13 protein-coding genes are annotated in these 15,341 nt (G+C 74.0%); 5 read left to right on the forward strand and 8 right to left on the reverse strand.

What is annotated here, in order from left to right; all coding sequences use genetic code 11:
* Nucleotides 1-76: 76 nt before the first annotated feature.
* Both ACIGAN_RS01730 and ACIGAN_RS01735 read right to left on the reverse strand, forming a co-directional pair.
* Entirely contained in the window at nt 77-1,066 is a 990-nt protein-coding gene (locus tag ACIGAN_RS01730; protein ID WP_399854425.1) for a glycosyltransferase family 9 protein, read from the reverse strand.
* Nucleotides 1,063-1,671 (reverse strand): D-glycero-alpha-D-manno-heptose-1,7-bisphosphate 7-phosphatase, encoded by a 609-nt coding sequence (locus tag ACIGAN_RS01735; RefSeq protein ID WP_399854426.1) that lies wholly within the window; start codon nt 1,669-1,671, stop codon nt 1,063-1,065. The genes ACIGAN_RS01730 and ACIGAN_RS01735 overlap by 4 nt, the downstream gene beginning before the upstream one ends.
* Nucleotides 1,672-1,861: 190 nt before the next feature.
* Between ACIGAN_RS01735 and ACIGAN_RS01740 the strand changes: the two genes are divergently transcribed.
* A complete protein-coding gene (locus tag ACIGAN_RS01740; RefSeq protein ID WP_399854427.1) occupies nt 1,862-2,650 on the forward strand; it encodes a polysaccharide deacetylase family protein in 789 nt (262 codons plus the stop codon).
* Nucleotides 2,651-2,818: 168 nt separating this feature from the next.
* Entirely contained in the window at nt 2,819-3,259 is a 441-nt protein-coding gene (locus ACIGAN_RS01745; protein ID WP_365738342.1) for an SRPBCC family protein, read from the forward strand.
* 177 nt (nt 3,260-3,436) lie between these two features.
* On the opposite strand, the gene ACIGAN_RS01750 is transcribed toward ACIGAN_RS01745, so the two are convergent.
* The 5 genes from ACIGAN_RS01750 to ACIGAN_RS01770 form a co-directional block, all read right to left on the reverse strand.
* Nucleotides 3,437-4,591, reverse strand: a complete 1,155-nt coding sequence (locus ACIGAN_RS01750) for an XdhC family protein (RefSeq protein WP_399854428.1) — start codon at nt 4,589-4,591, stop codon at nt 3,437-3,439.
* A 33-nt stretch (nt 4,592-4,624) separates the two neighbouring features.
* Nucleotides 4,625-6,082 carry an NCS2 family permease gene (locus tag ACIGAN_RS01755; RefSeq protein ID WP_399854429.1) on the reverse strand — a complete coding sequence of 486 codons (1,458 nt, stop codon included), beginning with the start codon at nt 6,080-6,082 and terminating at the stop codon, nt 4,625-4,627.
* A 207-nt stretch (nt 6,083-6,289) separates the two neighbouring features.
* Complete coding sequence (locus ACIGAN_RS01760) at nt 6,290-8,677, reverse strand: xanthine dehydrogenase family protein molybdopterin-binding subunit (protein ID WP_399854430.1); 2,388 nt, start codon at nt 8,675-8,677, stop codon at nt 6,290-6,292.
* 2 nt (nt 8,678-8,679) lie between these two features.
* Complete coding sequence (locus ACIGAN_RS01765) at nt 8,680-9,261, reverse strand: (2Fe-2S)-binding protein (RefSeq protein ID WP_399854431.1); 582 nt, start codon at nt 9,259-9,261, stop codon at nt 8,680-8,682.
* Entirely contained in the window at nt 9,261-10,151 is an 891-nt protein-coding gene (locus tag ACIGAN_RS01770; RefSeq protein WP_365088088.1) for an FAD binding domain-containing protein, read from the reverse strand. The genes ACIGAN_RS01765 and ACIGAN_RS01770 overlap by 1 nt, the downstream gene beginning before the upstream one ends.
* 376 nt (nt 10,152-10,527) lie before the next feature.
* Here ACIGAN_RS01770 and ACIGAN_RS01775 point away from each other — a divergent pair, with 376 nt between their 5' ends.
* Together ACIGAN_RS01775 and ACIGAN_RS01780 are read left to right on the forward strand one after the other, a co-directional pair.
* The gene (locus ACIGAN_RS01775) at nt 10,528-12,216 is read left to right on the forward strand and encodes a PucR family transcriptional regulator (protein ID WP_365088089.1); all 1,689 of its coding nucleotides are present in this window, start codon (nt 10,528-10,530) and stop codon (nt 12,214-12,216) included.
* 165 nt (nt 12,217-12,381) lie between these two features.
* Entirely contained in the window at nt 12,382-13,146 is a 765-nt protein-coding gene (locus ACIGAN_RS01780) for a hypothetical protein (RefSeq protein WP_365088090.1), read from the forward strand.
* 173 nt (nt 13,147-13,319) lie between these two features.
* On the opposite strand, the gene ACIGAN_RS01785 is transcribed toward ACIGAN_RS01780, so the two are convergent.
* Entirely contained in the window at nt 13,320-14,114 is a 795-nt protein-coding gene (locus tag ACIGAN_RS01785; RefSeq protein WP_399854432.1) for a GntR family transcriptional regulator, read from the reverse strand.
* A gap of 175 nt (nt 14,115-14,289) precedes the next feature.
* Between ACIGAN_RS01785 and ACIGAN_RS01790 the strand changes: the two genes are divergently transcribed.
* A complete protein-coding gene (locus ACIGAN_RS01790; protein ID WP_365738356.1) occupies nt 14,290-15,141 on the forward strand; it encodes a (2Fe-2S)-binding protein in 852 nt (283 codons plus the stop codon).
* Nucleotides 15,142-15,341: the final 200 nt, after the last annotated feature.

Genomic DNA, 15,341 nt, shown 5'->3' on the forward strand with positions numbered 1-15,341 from the left:
TGGCCCGGCTCATCGGGTGGGTCATCGTGCTCCTTCCGCCGCCCGCCGCGTCAGGGCCGTCGCGCGGCCCGGCCCCTCACGCCTCCCCCCGCAGCTTCTCCACGGCGGTGACCACGTCCTGCGCGGTGACGGTGTCCAGGCAGGGGTGGCCGGGCACGGGGCACTCCCGGGCCCTGCTGCCCGCGCAGGGCGCGTCCTGGTCGCCGAGCAGCACGTACGGGACGCCGTAGGGCCGCCAGCGTTCGGCGGGGACCACCGGCGCGAACAGGGACACGACGGGGGTGCCGACGGCGGCGGCCAGATGGGCGGGGCCGGTGTTGCCCGTGACGACGGCGTCCGCGCCCGCGAGGACGCCGGACAGCTCCGCCGCGTCGGTGCGGCCGCCGAGGTCGAGGGCCTGCTCGCCCGCGACGAACGCGGTCAGGCCGCTCTCGCCCGCACCGCCGGTGACCACCACCCGATGGCCCGCGGCGGCCAGTTCGCGCACCGCCTCGGCGCAGCGCCCCGGGCTCCAGGCGCGGGCGGGGACGCTGGCGCCGGGGTGCACGACGACATAGGGGCCGGGGCCGGTCAGCCCGGCGGTCGGCGGTGGCGGGAGCACCCGCAGGAGGCCGTCGTCGGCCGCCGGGAACCCGGCGGCCTCGGCGAGGTCGAGCGCGGCCTCCGCCTCGTGGGCGTGCGGGGCGCGGCGGTGGCGTACGTCGAGCAGGGAGCCGGGGTAGTCGTCGCTGTCGGCGGCGATGAAGCCGACGCCGGCCAGGCGCAGCAGCAGGGCGGCGGGCAGCGGCGACTGGTGGAAGGAGGTGAGGATCAGCGCGGCGTCGGCGTCGATGGTGTCGATGAGCTGGTCCACCTCGCCGCGGCCGACGGGCGGGGGTGCGTAGCCCACCCAGGGCGCGTCCCACACGAGGATGCCGTCCACGCCGGGCAGCAGCCGGGCGGCGGGGGCGCCGCGGGGTCCGCACAGCAGGGTGACGGTGTCGGCGCGGGCGGCGACCGCGCGGATCGCCGGTCCCGCGAGCAGCACGTCGCCGAAGCTGTCGAGGCGGGTCACCAGGGCCTTCACCGCGGCCTCCCCGGTCCCGGGCCGGTGCTGAAGGCCTCCCGCAGCGGCCGTTCGTCGGCCAGGACGCGGCCCCTCGGCACTCCCCGCAGCACCGCCCGCACGGCGGTGGTCAGGTCGGGGGCGACGTGACCGGCGGCCGCGGTCTCCTCGGGGCGGGTCTGCGCGGTGGGGACGAGGATGCCGTGCGCTCCGGCCCGGCGGGCGGCCTCCACGTCGGCGCCGATGTCGCCGATGACGACGAGGTCGGCGGGGTCGGTGCGCAGCCGTCCGGCCGCCCACAGCACCATGCCGGGCTGCGGCTTGCGGCACCGGCAGCCGTCCTCGGGACCGTGCGGGCAGACGGCGAACACGTCGAAGGGGCCGAGGAGTTCGTCCACGCGGTGGTTGACGCGGCGGACGTCGGCCTCGCCGAGCAGGCCGCGCGCCACGCCGGACTGGTTGGTGACGACTCCGGTGGCGACGCCGGCCGCGCGCAGCAGCGCGAGCGCCTCGCGGGCGCCGGCGACGGGGCGCACCAGGCCGGGATCGCCGTTGTAGGGGACGTCCTCGACGAGCGTGCCGTCGCGGTCGAAGAGCACGGCCTTGACGGGGCGGGCCGGGTTCACGGGGACACCTCCTCGTGGGGTGCGGAGGACTACGGTGCGGGCGAGTGCCGCGAGTGAGCTGACTTAAACAATTGATGCCTGCTTACAACAAAAGCACCGATTCGTCACTCTGAGGAGAACCTCGACCGCCCCGGCCGGGCAGGGCGACGCGCTATACACGATGTGTATACGCGATGTGTATAGTCCCGGCATGCCTTCTCCGACCAAGAAGACGACGAAAACGGGGACCGCGTTCCGGACGGCCGGAACGCTCGCGGCGGCCGCCGCCCTCTCCCTCGCCCTGAGCGGCTGTTCGGGCCTCGACACCACCGCCCCCAGCGCCGTCCGGGCCGAACCGGCCGCCGGCGCCCAGGCGGCCCGGTTCGGCACCGTGGACTGCCGCGAGGCCAAGTGCATCGCACTCACCTTCGACGCCGGTCCGAGCGAGCACTCAGCCCGCCTGCTGGACATCCTCGAAGAGAAACAGGTCCCGGCGACCTTCTTCCTGCTGGGCGAACGGCACATCGAGAAGTACCCGGAGCTGGTGCGGCGCATGGCCGACGAGGGCCACGAAGTGGCCAGCCACACCTGGGACCACAAGATCCTGACCCGTCTGGAACCCGCGGAGATACGCGCCGAACTGGAGCGCCCGAACCGCGCGATAGAGCGCCTCACCGGCCGCCGCCCCACCCTGATGCGCCCGCCGCAGGGCCGCACGAACGACACCGTGCACGCGATCTGCCGCGAACTGGGCCTGTCCGAGGTGCTGTGGACCGTGACGGCGAAGGACTACGCGACCACCGACTCGGAGCTGATCGCCCGCCGCGTCCTGGAGCAGGCCTCCCGGGACGGGATCATCCTGCTGCACGACATCTACGACGGCACCGTGCCGGCCGTGCCCGGGATCATCGACGCGCTCAAGGAGCGCGGCTACGTCTTCGTGACGGTGCCGCAGCTGCTGGCGCCGGGGAAGGCGGAGCCGGGGGCCGTGTACCGGTGAGGGGCGGCCGGACGCAGCGGTCGCGGGCGCCCGCGACCGCGGGGAGGGCGGCGGCGAGGGAGGAACGCGGGCGAACCGCCTGCTGAACCCGGCGTCGTCGCCTGGGCCGGGTGGGTGAACGGGGCGCGGGCGGCGTGCCGGGCGCCGCGGGTTCCCTACGATCGTGCCGTGGCGAACATCGAGCTCCAGCGCACGGCCCCGCTCCCCCTCGACGAGGCGTGGCGCCGGATCACGGCGTGGCCCCGGCACGGTGACGTCGTGCCGCTGACGGTGGTCCGGGTGGTCCCGCCCGGCCCGACGCACGCGGGCACACGCGTGGTGGCCCGCTCGGGCATCGGACCGCTCGCCTTCGACGACCCCATGGAGGTCACGCTCTGGCAGCCCCCGGTGGACGGCGGCCCGGGCGTCTGCCGGCTGGAGAAGCGCGGGCGCGTGGTCCTCGGCTGGGCCGAGCTGGAAGTGCGGCCGGGGCCGGGCGGACGCACCCGGGTGGTGTGGCGGGAGGAGATCCGGCTGCGCTTCCTGCCACCGCTGTTCGACGGCGTCGTGCGGACGTCGGCACGGTACGTCTTCGGCCGGGCCCTGAACCGGCTGCTGCGCCGCCCCTGACCCGGGGAGGAACGTTCGTCCGGGACGACCGGACCGCAGCCGGCGACCGTGCCGCACTCGCCACGCGCGAGGACCTCGGGGGCGTCGCCCCGCCCCCGCCGAGGGCCTCGCGCGGGCATCGCGCCTTCCGGCCCGGCGCGTCCTCGCGGCACGCGGTTGCCCGGTGACCGGGGACGCTCAGGCGACCGAGCCGATCCGCCGCCCCGCCGCGACCGGGCCGGGCTCGTGATGGATCGGCGTGTGGGCGCCGGTCAGCGGCGCCCCGCTCCCGCCCCGCCGGCCCGCGACGATCTCCGCCGCGATCGACAGGGCCGTCTCCTCGGGCGTACGGGCGCCGAGGTCCAGCCCGATCGGCGAGTGCAGGCGACTCAACTCCAGGTCGGTGACGCCGACTTCGCGCAGGCGGGCGTTGCGGTCCAGGTGGGTGCGCCGGGAGCCCATGGCACCGACGTACGCCACCGGCAGCCGCAGCGCGAGCCGCAGCAGCGGGACGTCGAACTTGGCGTCGTGGGTCAGCACGCACAGGACCGTGCGGGCGTCGACGTCCGTGCGTTCCAGGTAGCGGTGGGGCCAGTCGACGACGATCTCGTCGGCCTCGGGGAAGCGCGTCCGGGTCGCGAAGACGGGGCGTGCGTCGCAGACCGTGACGTGGTAGCCGAGGAACTTGCCGACCCGGACCAGGGCGGAGGCGAAGTCGATCGCGCCGAACACGATCATGCGGGGTGCGGGGACCGAGGACTCGACCAGGACCGTGAGCGGTGCTCCACAGCGAGAGCCCTGCTCTCCGATCTCAAGGGTGCCGGTGCGCCCGGCGTCGAGGAAGGCGCCCGCCTCGGCGGCGACCGTGCGGTCCAGCTCCGGGTGGGCGCCGAGGCCGCCGTACCGTGAGCCGTCGGGGCGGACCAGCAGGGCCCGGCCCGTCAGCTCGGGCGGGCCCGACACGATCCGCGCCACCGCCGCCGCCTCCCCTCGCGCGGCGGCGGCGAGCGCGGCTCGCACCACCGGCCGGACCGGATCGGCGGCCCGTACCGGGGTGACCAGGACGTCGATGACGCCGCCGCAGGTCAGACCCACGGCGAAGGCGTCGTCGTCGCTGTAGCCGAAGCGCTCCAGGACGGTCTCGCCGTCCCGCAGCGCCTGCTCGCACAGTTCGTAGACCGCGCCCTCCACGCAGCCACCGGAGACGGAGCCGATGGCCGTGCCGTCGGCGTCCACCGCGAGCGCGGCGCCGGGCTGCCGGGGCGCGCTGCCGCCGACGGCCACCACGGTGGCCACGGCGAAGTCACGGCCCTGCTCGACCCACCGGTTCAGTTCCTCGGCGATGTCCAGCATCTGTCTCGGTCTCCTTGAGGTCGCGGCGGGGCGTCAGTGGACGCCGAGCCAGCTCTCGATCGGGTTGAGGGCGAAGTACGCGAGGAACACCGCCGTGAGGATCCACATGAAGGCGCCGATCTCACGCCACTTGCCCTGGGCGGTCTTGATGGCGACGTAGGAGATGACGCCCGCGGCGACACCGGTGGTGATGGTGTACGTGAAGGGCATCAGCACGACCGTCAGGAACACCGGGACGGCGGTGGCGCGGTCCGCCCAGTCCACGTGCCGGGCGTTCATCAGCATCATCGCGCCGATGACGACGAGGGCGGCGGAGGCGACCTCCTGCGGCACGATCGCGGTGAGCGGGGTGAAGAACAGGCAGGCCGCGAAGAACGCGCCGGTGACGACCGAGGCGAGTCCCGTGCGGGCGCCCTCGCCGACCCCGGTGGCGGACTCGATGAACACCGTCTGGCCGGAGCCGCCCGACACCCCGCCGATCGCGCCGCCGGCCCCGTCGATGAACAGGGCCTTGGACAGGCCCGGCATCCGGCCCTTGGCGTCGGCGAGTTTCGCCTCGGTGCCGACGCCGATGATGGTGGCCATCGCGTCGAAGAACCCGGCCAGCACCAGCGTGAAGACGATCATCCCGACGGTCATCGCGCCGACCTCGCCCCAGCCGCCGAACTCGACGTCGCCGAAGAGCGAGAAGTCCGGCATGGACACGGCGCTGCCGTGCAGTTCGGGGGCGCCGCCCGCCCACTGCCTGGGGTCGATGACACCGGCGGCGTTGAGCACCGCGGCGACGACCGTGCCGCCGACGATGCCGATCAGGATGGCGCCCGGGACGTTCCGGGCCTGCAGCATGAAGATCAGCAGCAGGGTGCCGGCGAAGAGCAGGACCGGCCAGCCGGCGAGTTCGCCCGCCGGGCCGAGCGTGACGGGGGTGGCCTCGCCCTGGTGCACGAAGCCGGACTTGTAGAAGCCGATGAGGGCGATGAACAGGCCGATGCCCATGGTGATGCCGTGCTTGAGCGCGAGCGGGATCGCGTTCATGATCATCTCGCGCAGGCCGGTGACGACCAGCAGCATGATGACGACGCCGTACATCACGCACATGCCCATCGCCTGCGGCCAGGTCATCTCGGGCGCGACCTGGGAGGCGAGGACCCCGGAGACGGACAGGCCCGCGGCGAGGGCGAGCGGCACCTTGCCTACGAAGCCCATCAGCAGGGTGGTCAGGGCCGCCGCGAACGCGGTCGCGGTGATCAGGCCCTGCTGGGCGAGCGTGTTCCCGGCCGCGTCCTTGCCGGACAGGATCAGGGGGTTGAGCAGGAGGATGTACGCCATCGCCATGAAGGTCGTGACGCCGCCGCGCACTTCGCGGGCGACGGTGGACCCTCGGTGGGATATGTGGAAGTACCGGTCGAGCCAGGACCTGCCGGCCGGGACGCGGGTGCCTTCGCCCGCGTCGTCGGCTGTGGTCCTCGGCTCTACTGACTGCTGGGTCATGTGGGCCTACTCCCAAGGTTCACAGGGGCACCCGCGGCTCGTCGGAAGCGACGTGCGGGATTTGGGAAGGTGCTTCGGCCGCACGACCCGGGGGACGGCCCGAGACGAACGATCAGTCGGTTCCCGAAGGGCCGCGAGCGGTGCGGTCCCCCGGTCCTCCGGGCGGCGCGGACGTGTGACGTTCCGGTGCGCCGCCCGGAGAGCTCTTCACGCGGTGCCGGTCAGGTGCTCGGGGCGGACCGGCGTCCTGTTCAGCTCCAGCCCGGTCGCCGCGCGGATCGCCGCGAGCACGGCCGGGGTGGACGACAGGGTGGGTGCCTCGCCGACGCCGCGCAGCCCGTACGGGGCGTGCTGGTCGGCGAGTTCGAGCACGTCGACGGGGATGGTCGGCGTGTCGAGGATGGTGGGGATCAGATAGTCGGTGAAGGAGGGGTTCTTGACCTTCGCCGTCTTCGGGTCGACGATGATCTCCTCCATGACCGCGACGCCCAGGCCCTGGGTCGTGCCGCCCTGGATCTGGCCGATCACGGACAGCGGGTTGAGGGCCTTGCCGACGTCCTGGGCGCAGGCCAGCTCGATCACCTTGACCAGGCCCAGCTCGGTGTCGACCTCGACGACGGCGCGGTGGGCGGCGAAGGAGTACTGCACGTGCCCGTTGCCCTGGCCGGTGCGCAGGTCGAAGGGCTCGGTCGGCCGGTGCCGCCACTCCTCCTCGACCTCCACGACCTCGCCCTCCAGGACGTCGGCCAGGTCGGCGAGGACCTCGCCGCCGTCGGTGACGACCTTGCCGCCCTCCAGGAGCAGTTCGGCCGTCGCCCAGGCCGGATGAAAGGAGCCGAACCTGCGGCGGCCGATCTCCAGGACCTTCTCGCGGACGAGTTCGCAGGCGTTCTTCACCGCGCCGCCGGTGACGTACGTCTGCCGTGAGGCCGACGTCGAACCGGCGCTGCCGACGCGGGTGTCGGCCGGGTGGATGGTCACCTGTGTGACGCCCAGCTCGGTGCGGGCGATCTGGGCGTGGACGGTGACCCCGCCCTGCCCGACCTCCGCCATGGCCGTGTGGACGGTGGCGACGGGTTCGCCGCCGACGACCTCCATGCGGACCCTGGCGGTGGAGTAGTCGTCGAAGCCCTCCGAGAAGCCGACGTTCTTGATGCCGACGGCGTAGCCGACCCCGCGGACGACGCCCTCGCCGTGCGTGGTGTTGGACAGACCGCCCGGCAGCTGCCGTACATCGGCGCCCTCGCTGGACTCCCACTGCCGCTCCGGCGGCATCGGCATCGCCTTGACGCGGCGCAGCAGTTCGGCGACGGGGGCCGGGGAGTCGACGGGCTGGCCGGTGGGCATCAGCGTGCCCTGCTCCATGGCGTTGAGCCGGCGGAACTCCACCGGGTCCATGCCGAGTTTCGCGGCGAGCTTGTCCATCTGCGCCTCGTAGGCGAAGCACGCCTGGACCGCGCCGAAGCCGCGCATGGCGCCGCAGGGCGGGTTGTTGGTGTAGAGGGCGATGGCCTCGATGTCCACGTGGTCGATGACATAGGGGCCGGCGGACAGGGAGGAGGCGTTGCCGACGACCGCCGGGGAGGCGGAGGCGTAGGCGCCGCCGTCCAGGACGATCCGGCACTTCATGTGCGTGAGCTTGCCGTCCCTGGTGGCCCCGTGCTCGTAGTACAGCTTCGCGGGGTGGCGGTGGACGTGCCCGAAGAAGGACTCGAACCGGTTGTAGACGATCTTGACGGGCTTGCCGGTGCGCAGCGCCAGCAGGCAGGCGTGGATCTGCATCGACAGGTCCTCGCGGCCGCCGAACGCGCCGCCGACGCCGGACAGCGTCATGCGCACCTTGTCCTCGGGCAGGCCGAGCACGGGGGCGATCTGGCGCAGGTCGCTGTGCAGCCACTGGGTGGCGATGTAGAGGTGGACGCCGCCGTCCTCCTCCGGCACGGCGAGGCCGGACTCGGGGCCGAGGAAGGCCTGGTCCTGCATGCCGAAGGTGTACTCGCCCTCGACGATCACATCGGCCCGCCCGCGGGCCTCGGCGACGTTCCCGCGCACGATCGGCTGGCGGTGCACGATGTTCGGGTGCGGGACGTGACCGCTGTGGTGGTCGTCGCGGTGCTCGTGGACGAGGACCGCGTCCGGGGCGGTGGCGGAGGCCTCGTCGGTGACGACGGGCAGCTCCCGGTACTCCACCTTGATCTTCGCCGCGGCGCGGCGCGCGGTCTCCGGGTGGTCGGCGGCGACGAGGGCGACCGGCTCGCCGTGGTGGCGGACCTTGCCGTGGGCGAGGACGGGGGTGTCCTGGATCTCCAGGCCGTAGTTCCTCACGTCGGTGGGCAGGTCGTCGTACGTCAGCACGGCGTAGACGCCCGGCGTCGCGAGCGCCTCGGCGGTGTCGATGGAGACGATCTCGGCGTGGGCCACGGTGGAGCGCAGGATCTGGCCCCACAGCATGTCCTCGTGCCACATGTCGGAGGAGTACGCGAACTCGCCGGTGACCTTGAGGGTGCCGTCCGGGCGGAGCGTGGACTCGCCGATGCCGCCCTTGGTGTGCGAGCCCTGGGTGATCTTGGTGGGGGTTCCGCTGGGGGAAGACACGATCAGACCGCCTCTGACTGCCGGGCGGCCGCCAGGCGGACCGCGTCCATGATCTTCTCGTAGCCGGTGCAGCGGCACAGGTTGCCCGAGAGGGCCTCGCGGATGTCCGCGTCGGTCGGGTTCGGGTTGCGCTCCAGCATCTCGTCGGCGGCGACCAGCAGACCGGGCGTGCAGAAGCCGCACTGGACGGCGCCGGCGTCGATGAACGCCTGCTGCACCGGGGAGAGTTCGGTGCCCTCGCCGGTCTGCGAGTCGGCGCCCCTGGCCTGCCACCCCTGGGCGTCCTGCAGCGAGGTGCCGCACGCCCCGGAGGCGCAGCCGCCCTCGGCGCGCCGCCTGGCGTACTCGGCGAGGCCCTCGACGGTGACGACCTCGCGGCCCTCCGCCTGCCCGGCGGCGACCAGGCACGAGCACACCGGTACGCCGTCCAGGCGGACCGTGCACGAGCCGCACTCGCCCTGCTCGCAGGCGTTCTTGGAGCCGGGCAGTCCGAGCCGCTCCCGGAGCACGTACAGCAGGGACTCGCCCTCCCACACGTCGTCGGCTTCCTGCGGACGGCCGTTGACCGTGAAGTTGACGCGCATTACGCAGCTCCCTCCGAAGCGCGGCGGGCGCCGCGGTAGGACTCCCAGGTCCAGGTCAGCGTGCGGCGGGCCATGACGCCGACCGCGTGGCGGCGGTAGCTCGCGGTGCCCCGGACGTCGTCGATCGGGTTGCAGGCGGCGGAGCACAGGTCCGCGAACTGCTTGGCGACCGACGGGGTGATGATCTTGCCGTTGTCCCAGAAGCCGCCCTCCTCCAGCGCGGCGTTCAGGAACTCCTCGGCCGCCTCGGCCCGTACGGGCGTCGGGGCGGCGGAGCCGATGCCGGTGCGCACGGTGCGGGTCTCGGGGTGCAGCGCCAGGCCGAAGGCGCACACGGCGATGACCATGGCGTTGCGGGTGCCCACCTTGGAGAACTGCTGGGGCCCGTCGGCCTTCCTGATGTGCACGGCGCGGATCAGCTCGTCGGGCTCGAGCGCGTTGCGCTTGACGCCTTGGTAGAACGCGTCGATGGGGATCCGGCGCGCACCGCGCACCGACTCGACCTCCACCTCGGCGCCCGCGGCGAGCAGGGCGGGGTGGGCGTCGCCGGCCGGGGAGGCGGTGCCGAGGTTGCCGCCGACGCCGCCGCGGTTGCGGATCTGCGGGGAGGCGACCGTGTGCGAGGCGAGGGCGAGACCGGGCAGCTCGGCGCGGAGGTTCTCCATGATCTTCGTGTACGGCACGGAGGCACCGAGCCGCACGCTCTCCTCGCCGACCTCCCACTCGGAGAGGTCGCCGATGCGGTTCAGGTCCATGAGGTACTCGGGCCTGCGGTGGTCGAAGTTGATCTCGACCATCACGTCGGTGCCGCCCGCAATCGGCACAGCGGTGGGGTGCTCGGCTTTCGCGGCGAGCGCCTCCTCCCAGCTGGCGGGGCGAAGGAAGTCCATGACCGGCTCTCTTCTTCGTCTTCTCGTGGGGCGTTCAGATTGAGCCAATCCGTGTGCGGCGGTCCCGGCTCGTTCCTGTGCTGTCAACGCGTCGTGGCCTCAGTACACAGCGCCGTACTCCGACGGGGTCAGTCACGGAAACCATGAAGGAGTTGGCTGGCCAGGAGAGGCATCTTGTAGATTCGTATGAACGGAGGCCCGCGGAAACCTCCTCGTTCTCCTGTGGAAACACGCGACACGGCCGCGTGACCTGGGACACAGCCGGGACACGGTTCGGCGGCGGCGAGCGCCGCTCATCAGCCCGACGAACAGGCGTTCCCTCCGACCTCTTCACGATCGACCATAGATTTCTAGACAAAGAACGGCGGCGACGAGAATGCGGCTGCGCGCACTGCTGGACACGGACGCGCTGGGCCTCAGGCTGCTCGGCGGCGAGGACGAGCTGGACCGCGCCGTGCGCGGCGTGATGACCACCGACCTGCGCGACCCGAGCCGCTACCTCTCGGGCGGCGAGCTGGTCCTCACCGGCCTGGCCTGGCGCCGGGACGCCGCGGACTCGGAGCCGTTCGTGCGGATCCTGGTGCAGGCCGGGGTGGCGGCCCTGGCCGCGGGCGAGGCCGAGCTGGGCGATGTGCCGGAGGACCTGGTCGCGGCCTGCGCCCGGCACCGCCTGCCGCTCTTCGCGGTGCACGAGTCGGTGGCCTTCGCCACGATCACCGAGCACGTCGTGCGGCAGGTCTCCGGCGAGCGGGCCGGCGACCTCGCCGCGGTGGTCGACCGGCACCGCCGGATGATGACCTCGGGCCCGGCGGGCGGCGGCCCGGACGTCGTGCTGGACCTGCTCGGCTCGGACCTCGACCTGCGGGCCTGGGTGCTCTCCCCCACCGGCCGTCTCATCGCCGGTTCGAAGGCCGCGGGCTCGAAGACAGCCGCCCCGGCCCTGCCCGCCGAGACCTGTGCCCGTCTCGCGGCGGAGCACCTGTCCGCCACCCGCACCGGCCGCCGCGGCCCCCACCGGGTCATCCTGGGCTCCACCACCTATTCGCTGTTCCCGATCCGCTCGGCGGGCCGCTCCGGGCCGGGCGCCCGGGACGTCCGGGAGACCGTGCTGTCCGACTGGCTGCTCGCGGTCGAGGCGGACGCCGGGGACTGGGCGGAGGAGCGCCTGGACCTGCTGCACGGCGTGACGCAGCTGATCGCGGTCGAGCGGGACCGCCGGGACGCGGCCCGCACGGTCCGCCGCCGTCTCGCCCAGGAGGTCCTGGAACTGGTCCAGGCGGGCGCGGCCCCCGCCGAGATCGCCGCCCGGCTGCGCGTGGCCGCTCCCGTGCTGCTGCCCGGCCTGGGCGCCGCGCCGCACTGGCAGGTCGTGGTGGCCCGCGTCGACTGGGACGGCGCCGAGACCGAGACGGGCCCCGTCGCGCAGGCCCTGCTGGAGGAGATCCTGGTCGACCCCCGGTCGCCCGGCCCGGAGCACTCCGACCGCATCGCGGTCGCGCACACCGGCGACGAGGCCATCGCCCTGGTCCCGCTGCCGGCCGTGTCCGCGGAGCACGACGGCTCGGAGGCCGGCGTCCTCGCGGACGCCCTGCTGGAGTCGGTGCGGTCCCCGCTCGCGGCCGGCCTGGAGGACGACGGCCGCCTCACCCTCGGCGTCAGCGCCGCCGTGCACTCGGCGGAGGGGCTGCGCGGCGCCCTGGAGGAGGCCCGCCACGCCCGGCGGGTCGCCGCGGCCCGCCCGGGCCGGGTCTGCGCGGCCGGCCACCAGGAGCTGGCCTCCCACGTCCTGCTGCTCCCCTTCGTGCCGGACGACGTCCGCCGCGCCTTCACGGCCCGCCTGCTGGACCCCCTGCGCGACTACGACCGCCGTCACCGCGCCGAGCTGATCCCCACCCTGGAGGCCTTCCTCGACTGCGACGGCTCCTGGACCCGCTGCGCCACCCGGCTGCACCTGCACGTCAACACGCTGCGCTACCGGGTCGGCCGTATCGAGCAGTTGACGAGCCGTGACCTGTCGCGGCTGGAGGACAAGCTGGACTTCTTCCTGGCCCTGCGGATGAGCTGAGGCACGGGGGTCCGCCGCCCCGGACCCCGGGCGCCCCGGAGTCCCACGACTTTGTGAAATCCTTCACCCACCCTCTTGGCCCGGCCCCGCGATTCGTGCTGAGATGCCGCCACCACTCAACAGCTCGATGGCGTGCTCGGGGAGGGCAACGTGGCGCATACCGCCATGTCTGGTAACGGAACGACCGCCGGTGACGATCCCCTCCAGACCGCGGTATGGCGGCTGCGCTCCCGCGGGTGCTGGGCCGACGCGGCCGCGCTGCTGCTGCCCGCCACCCCCGCGGCGGCGCTGCAACGCGCGTCCCTGCTGGTCGAACGGTGTCTGTACACCGAGGAGGGCTGGGAGGAGGCCGAGGACGCGCTGCGCACGGCCGAGGCCCTGGCGCACAGCGACGACGAACGCGGCGCGGCCGCTTGTGAACGCGGGTACTTGGCCTACGCGGCCACCCTGCTGGCGGTCCGGGACCGGGCCGACGAGGCCCGGGCCGCGCTGGGCCGCGCGGCGGCGCTGGTCCCGCCGGGGGCACCGGCCCGCGCCCTGCTGGACTTCCGGCGCGGGCTGCTGGCGGAGAACCTGACGCGTTCGCCGCAGGCCGCGCGCGCCGCGTACCGGCGCGCCCACGCGGGCGCCACGGCCCACGCCGATCCGCTGCTGCTCTCCTTCACCTGGCGCCACCTGGCGGGGCTGGCCCTGCGGGACGGCGAACTGGCGGAGGCGCGGCACGGGTTCACCGAGTCCCTGCGGATCCGCGAGGAACTGGGCTATCTGGTGGGCACGGCACCGGCGTTGGTGTCCCTCGCGGACACGGAGACGGAGCCGGAGGCGTCCCGGCTGCGCGAGGAGGCGCGGCGGCTGCACCGGCTGCTCGGCGGTGTGCCGACGTGGCTGGCACGCCACCTGACCCCGGCCCCACCGGCGGCGACGGCCTGACAGCGGCCCGGGCCGGCGCTAGCCGGGCCGGGCCGGGCCCGTCCGGGCTCACACCACCCGGCTCGTCAGCGACGCGACGGCGGCCGGTGCGCACCCGCGTTGAGCCGACGCGCGGCCGTGCGGTGCGGAGTCGGTGCGGTTCACGGGCGGGCGGCGCATCCCGGCGTTTCGCGCTACGCGGGACCCGCGGCGCCCGCGAAGTGCTCCCCGACCAGCGCCCGGACCACCTCCAGGTCCCGTGCGATCAGCGCGTCCAGCAGCGCCGTGTGCTCGTGCGCGTCCGCGACCAGGTCCGCACGCCCCCGCGCCCCCGGCCCGCCCCCGACCAGCGGCCACTGCGCCCGGCGGTGCAGGTCCTCCGCGATCCGCACCAGCTGCCGGTTGCCGGACAGGGACAGCACCGCCCGGTGGAAGCCCCGGTCGGACTCCGCGTAGGTCGCCCGGCAGCCGGAGGACGCCGCGCGGACCGTGGCCTCGGCCAGCGGGCGCAGTTCGGCCCACCGCTCGGCGGGCACCGTCCGGGCCAGCCGCAGCATCACCGGGACCTCGATCAGCGCCCGGACCTCGGCCAGTTCGGCCAGCTCCCGCGTCCCCCGCTCCACCACGCGGAACCCGCGGTTCGGCACCACCTCGACGGCGCCCTCCAGCGCCAGCTGCTGCATCGCCTCGCGCACCGGCGTCGCCGACACCCCGAAGCGCTCCCCCAGCACCGGCGCCGAGTAGACCTCCCCGGGCCGGAGGTCCCCGGCCACCAGGGCGGCGCGCAGCGCGTCGAGGATCTGTCCGCGCACCGAGGCCCGCTGCACGACCGGCCGCGCCCGGGGCGCGGGCGGCTCGGAGTGCGTGTGCTCCCCGCGCGCCGCCCCGGCCCCGGTCCCCGCCTGCCGCGGCACCCGGGTCTGCCCGGCGGCGTCCGCGCGGACCTGCGGGACGCCCGTCCCGGCGGAGCCCTGCGCACCCTGCTTCACGGGTCCTCCTCCGGACGTATCGGTACTTGGGGTCATTACGACGGGTTGTTACTCGTCCGTCAAGCACGATAAGCGCACCGGGCGCCAGTTCAAATCCCGGCGATCTTCGGTAAGGTAAGGCTTACCTTCAAGACCGCCCGCGAGGGACCGTCTACAGACACGGATCGGTGATCACATGCCCGCGACCCGTTCGGCCGTCTCCGGTGCCTACGCCCGTCTGGCCGAGGTCCTGCCGGGACTCACCGTCACCGAGCTGGCCCCCGGGCAGGAGACCCCGCGCGGCGGCGGCTGGGCCGGCGCCGCCGACCTGGCCGCCGCGGGCCCGGCCCTGGACGCCTTCCTGGCCTGGGACGAGGCCCAGATCCAGCGGGACTACGACCGGCCCGCCCGGCCCGACGTCGTGGCCAGCTTCGGCCTGCACCGCTACGCCTGGCCCGCCTGCCTGCTGATCACCGTGCCGTGGTTCCTGCACCGCCGCGTCCCCCGCTACCCCGTGACGCACGTCTCGTACGACCGCACCGACCCCGCCCACGCCCTCGGTCACCTCGCCGTCCGCCCGGGCGACTTCGCCTGCCTGCCCGGCGACGAGGCCGCCGCGCTGCCCGGCGCCCGGGTCGTGGCGGACGAGGAGGCCCTGCGCGCCGAGGTGCGCTCGGCGGTCGCCGAGCACCTGGAGCCGGTCCTGACCGCCTTCGGCCCCCGGATGCGGCGCCGGGGCCGGGCCCTGTGGGGCATGGCGACCGACGAGATCGTCGAGGGCCTGTGGTACGTCGGGCAGCTGTTCGGCGAGCTGGAGGAGCGGCGCGCGATGCGCGAACTGGAGCTGCTCCTGCCGGGCGCGACCAAGCCGTACGTCGGCACGGCCGCGTTCCGCGAGCTGACCGGCCCCGGCGGGGAGGCGCTGCGCACCCGGGACCGCGCGAGCTGCTGCATGTTCTACACCCTGCGCCCCGAGGACACCTGCGCCACCTGCCCGCGCACCTGCGACGCGGACCGGGTCGGCAAGCTGCTGGCCACGGCCAGTTGACGCACCGTCGGGCGACGACTCCGTCCGGCGTCCCGTAGGATCATCACGGAACCGGACACCCGCACGCCCGCAGACGCTTCACAACTCCCTCACGCGTCACCGGAACTTTCCGGAGAACCACTCGTACGGGTAGTCTTGTTCGAACTCAACTCCCGCCCCTCAAGCGGCAGTTCGAGCAGAACGCCGCCCTGGGCATCCCC

Origin of the sequence: Streptomyces sp. NPDC085931 (genome assembly GCF_044540565.1) — a bacterium.
Taxonomy (GTDB): Bacteria; Actinomycetota; Actinomycetes; order Streptomycetales; family Streptomycetaceae; genus Streptomyces.

Bases quoted from the DNA above. Each gene is read 5' to 3' on its own strand.
- ACIGAN_RS01740 (WP_399854427.1), top strand. From the start codon at position 1,862: ATGCCTTCTCCGACCAAGAAGACGACGAAAACGGGGACCGCGTTCCGG.
- ACIGAN_RS01750 (WP_399854428.1), bottom strand. From the start codon at position 4,591: ATGCTGGACATCGCCGAGGAACTGAACCGGTGGGTCGAGCAGGGCCGT.
- ACIGAN_RS01755 (WP_399854429.1), bottom strand. From the start codon at position 6,082: ATGACCCAGCAGTCAGTAGAGCCGAGGACCACAGCCGACGACGCGGGC.
- ACIGAN_RS01765 (WP_399854431.1), bottom strand. From the start codon at position 9,261: ATGCGCGTCAACTTCACGGTCAACGGCCGTCCGCAGGAAGCCGACGAC.
- ACIGAN_RS01770 (WP_365088088.1), bottom strand. From the start codon at position 10,151: ATGGACTTCCTTCGCCCCGCCAGCTGGGAGGAGGCGCTCGCCGCGAAA.
- ACIGAN_RS01775 (WP_365088089.1), top strand. From the start codon at position 10,528: ATGCGGCTGCGCGCACTGCTGGACACGGACGCGCTGGGCCTCAGGCTG.
- ACIGAN_RS01780 (WP_365088090.1), top strand. From the start codon at position 12,382: ATGTCTGGTAACGGAACGACCGCCGGTGACGATCCCCTCCAGACCGCG.
- ACIGAN_RS01790 (WP_365738356.1), top strand. From the start codon at position 14,290: ATGCCCGCGACCCGTTCGGCCGTCTCCGGTGCCTACGCCCGTCTGGCC.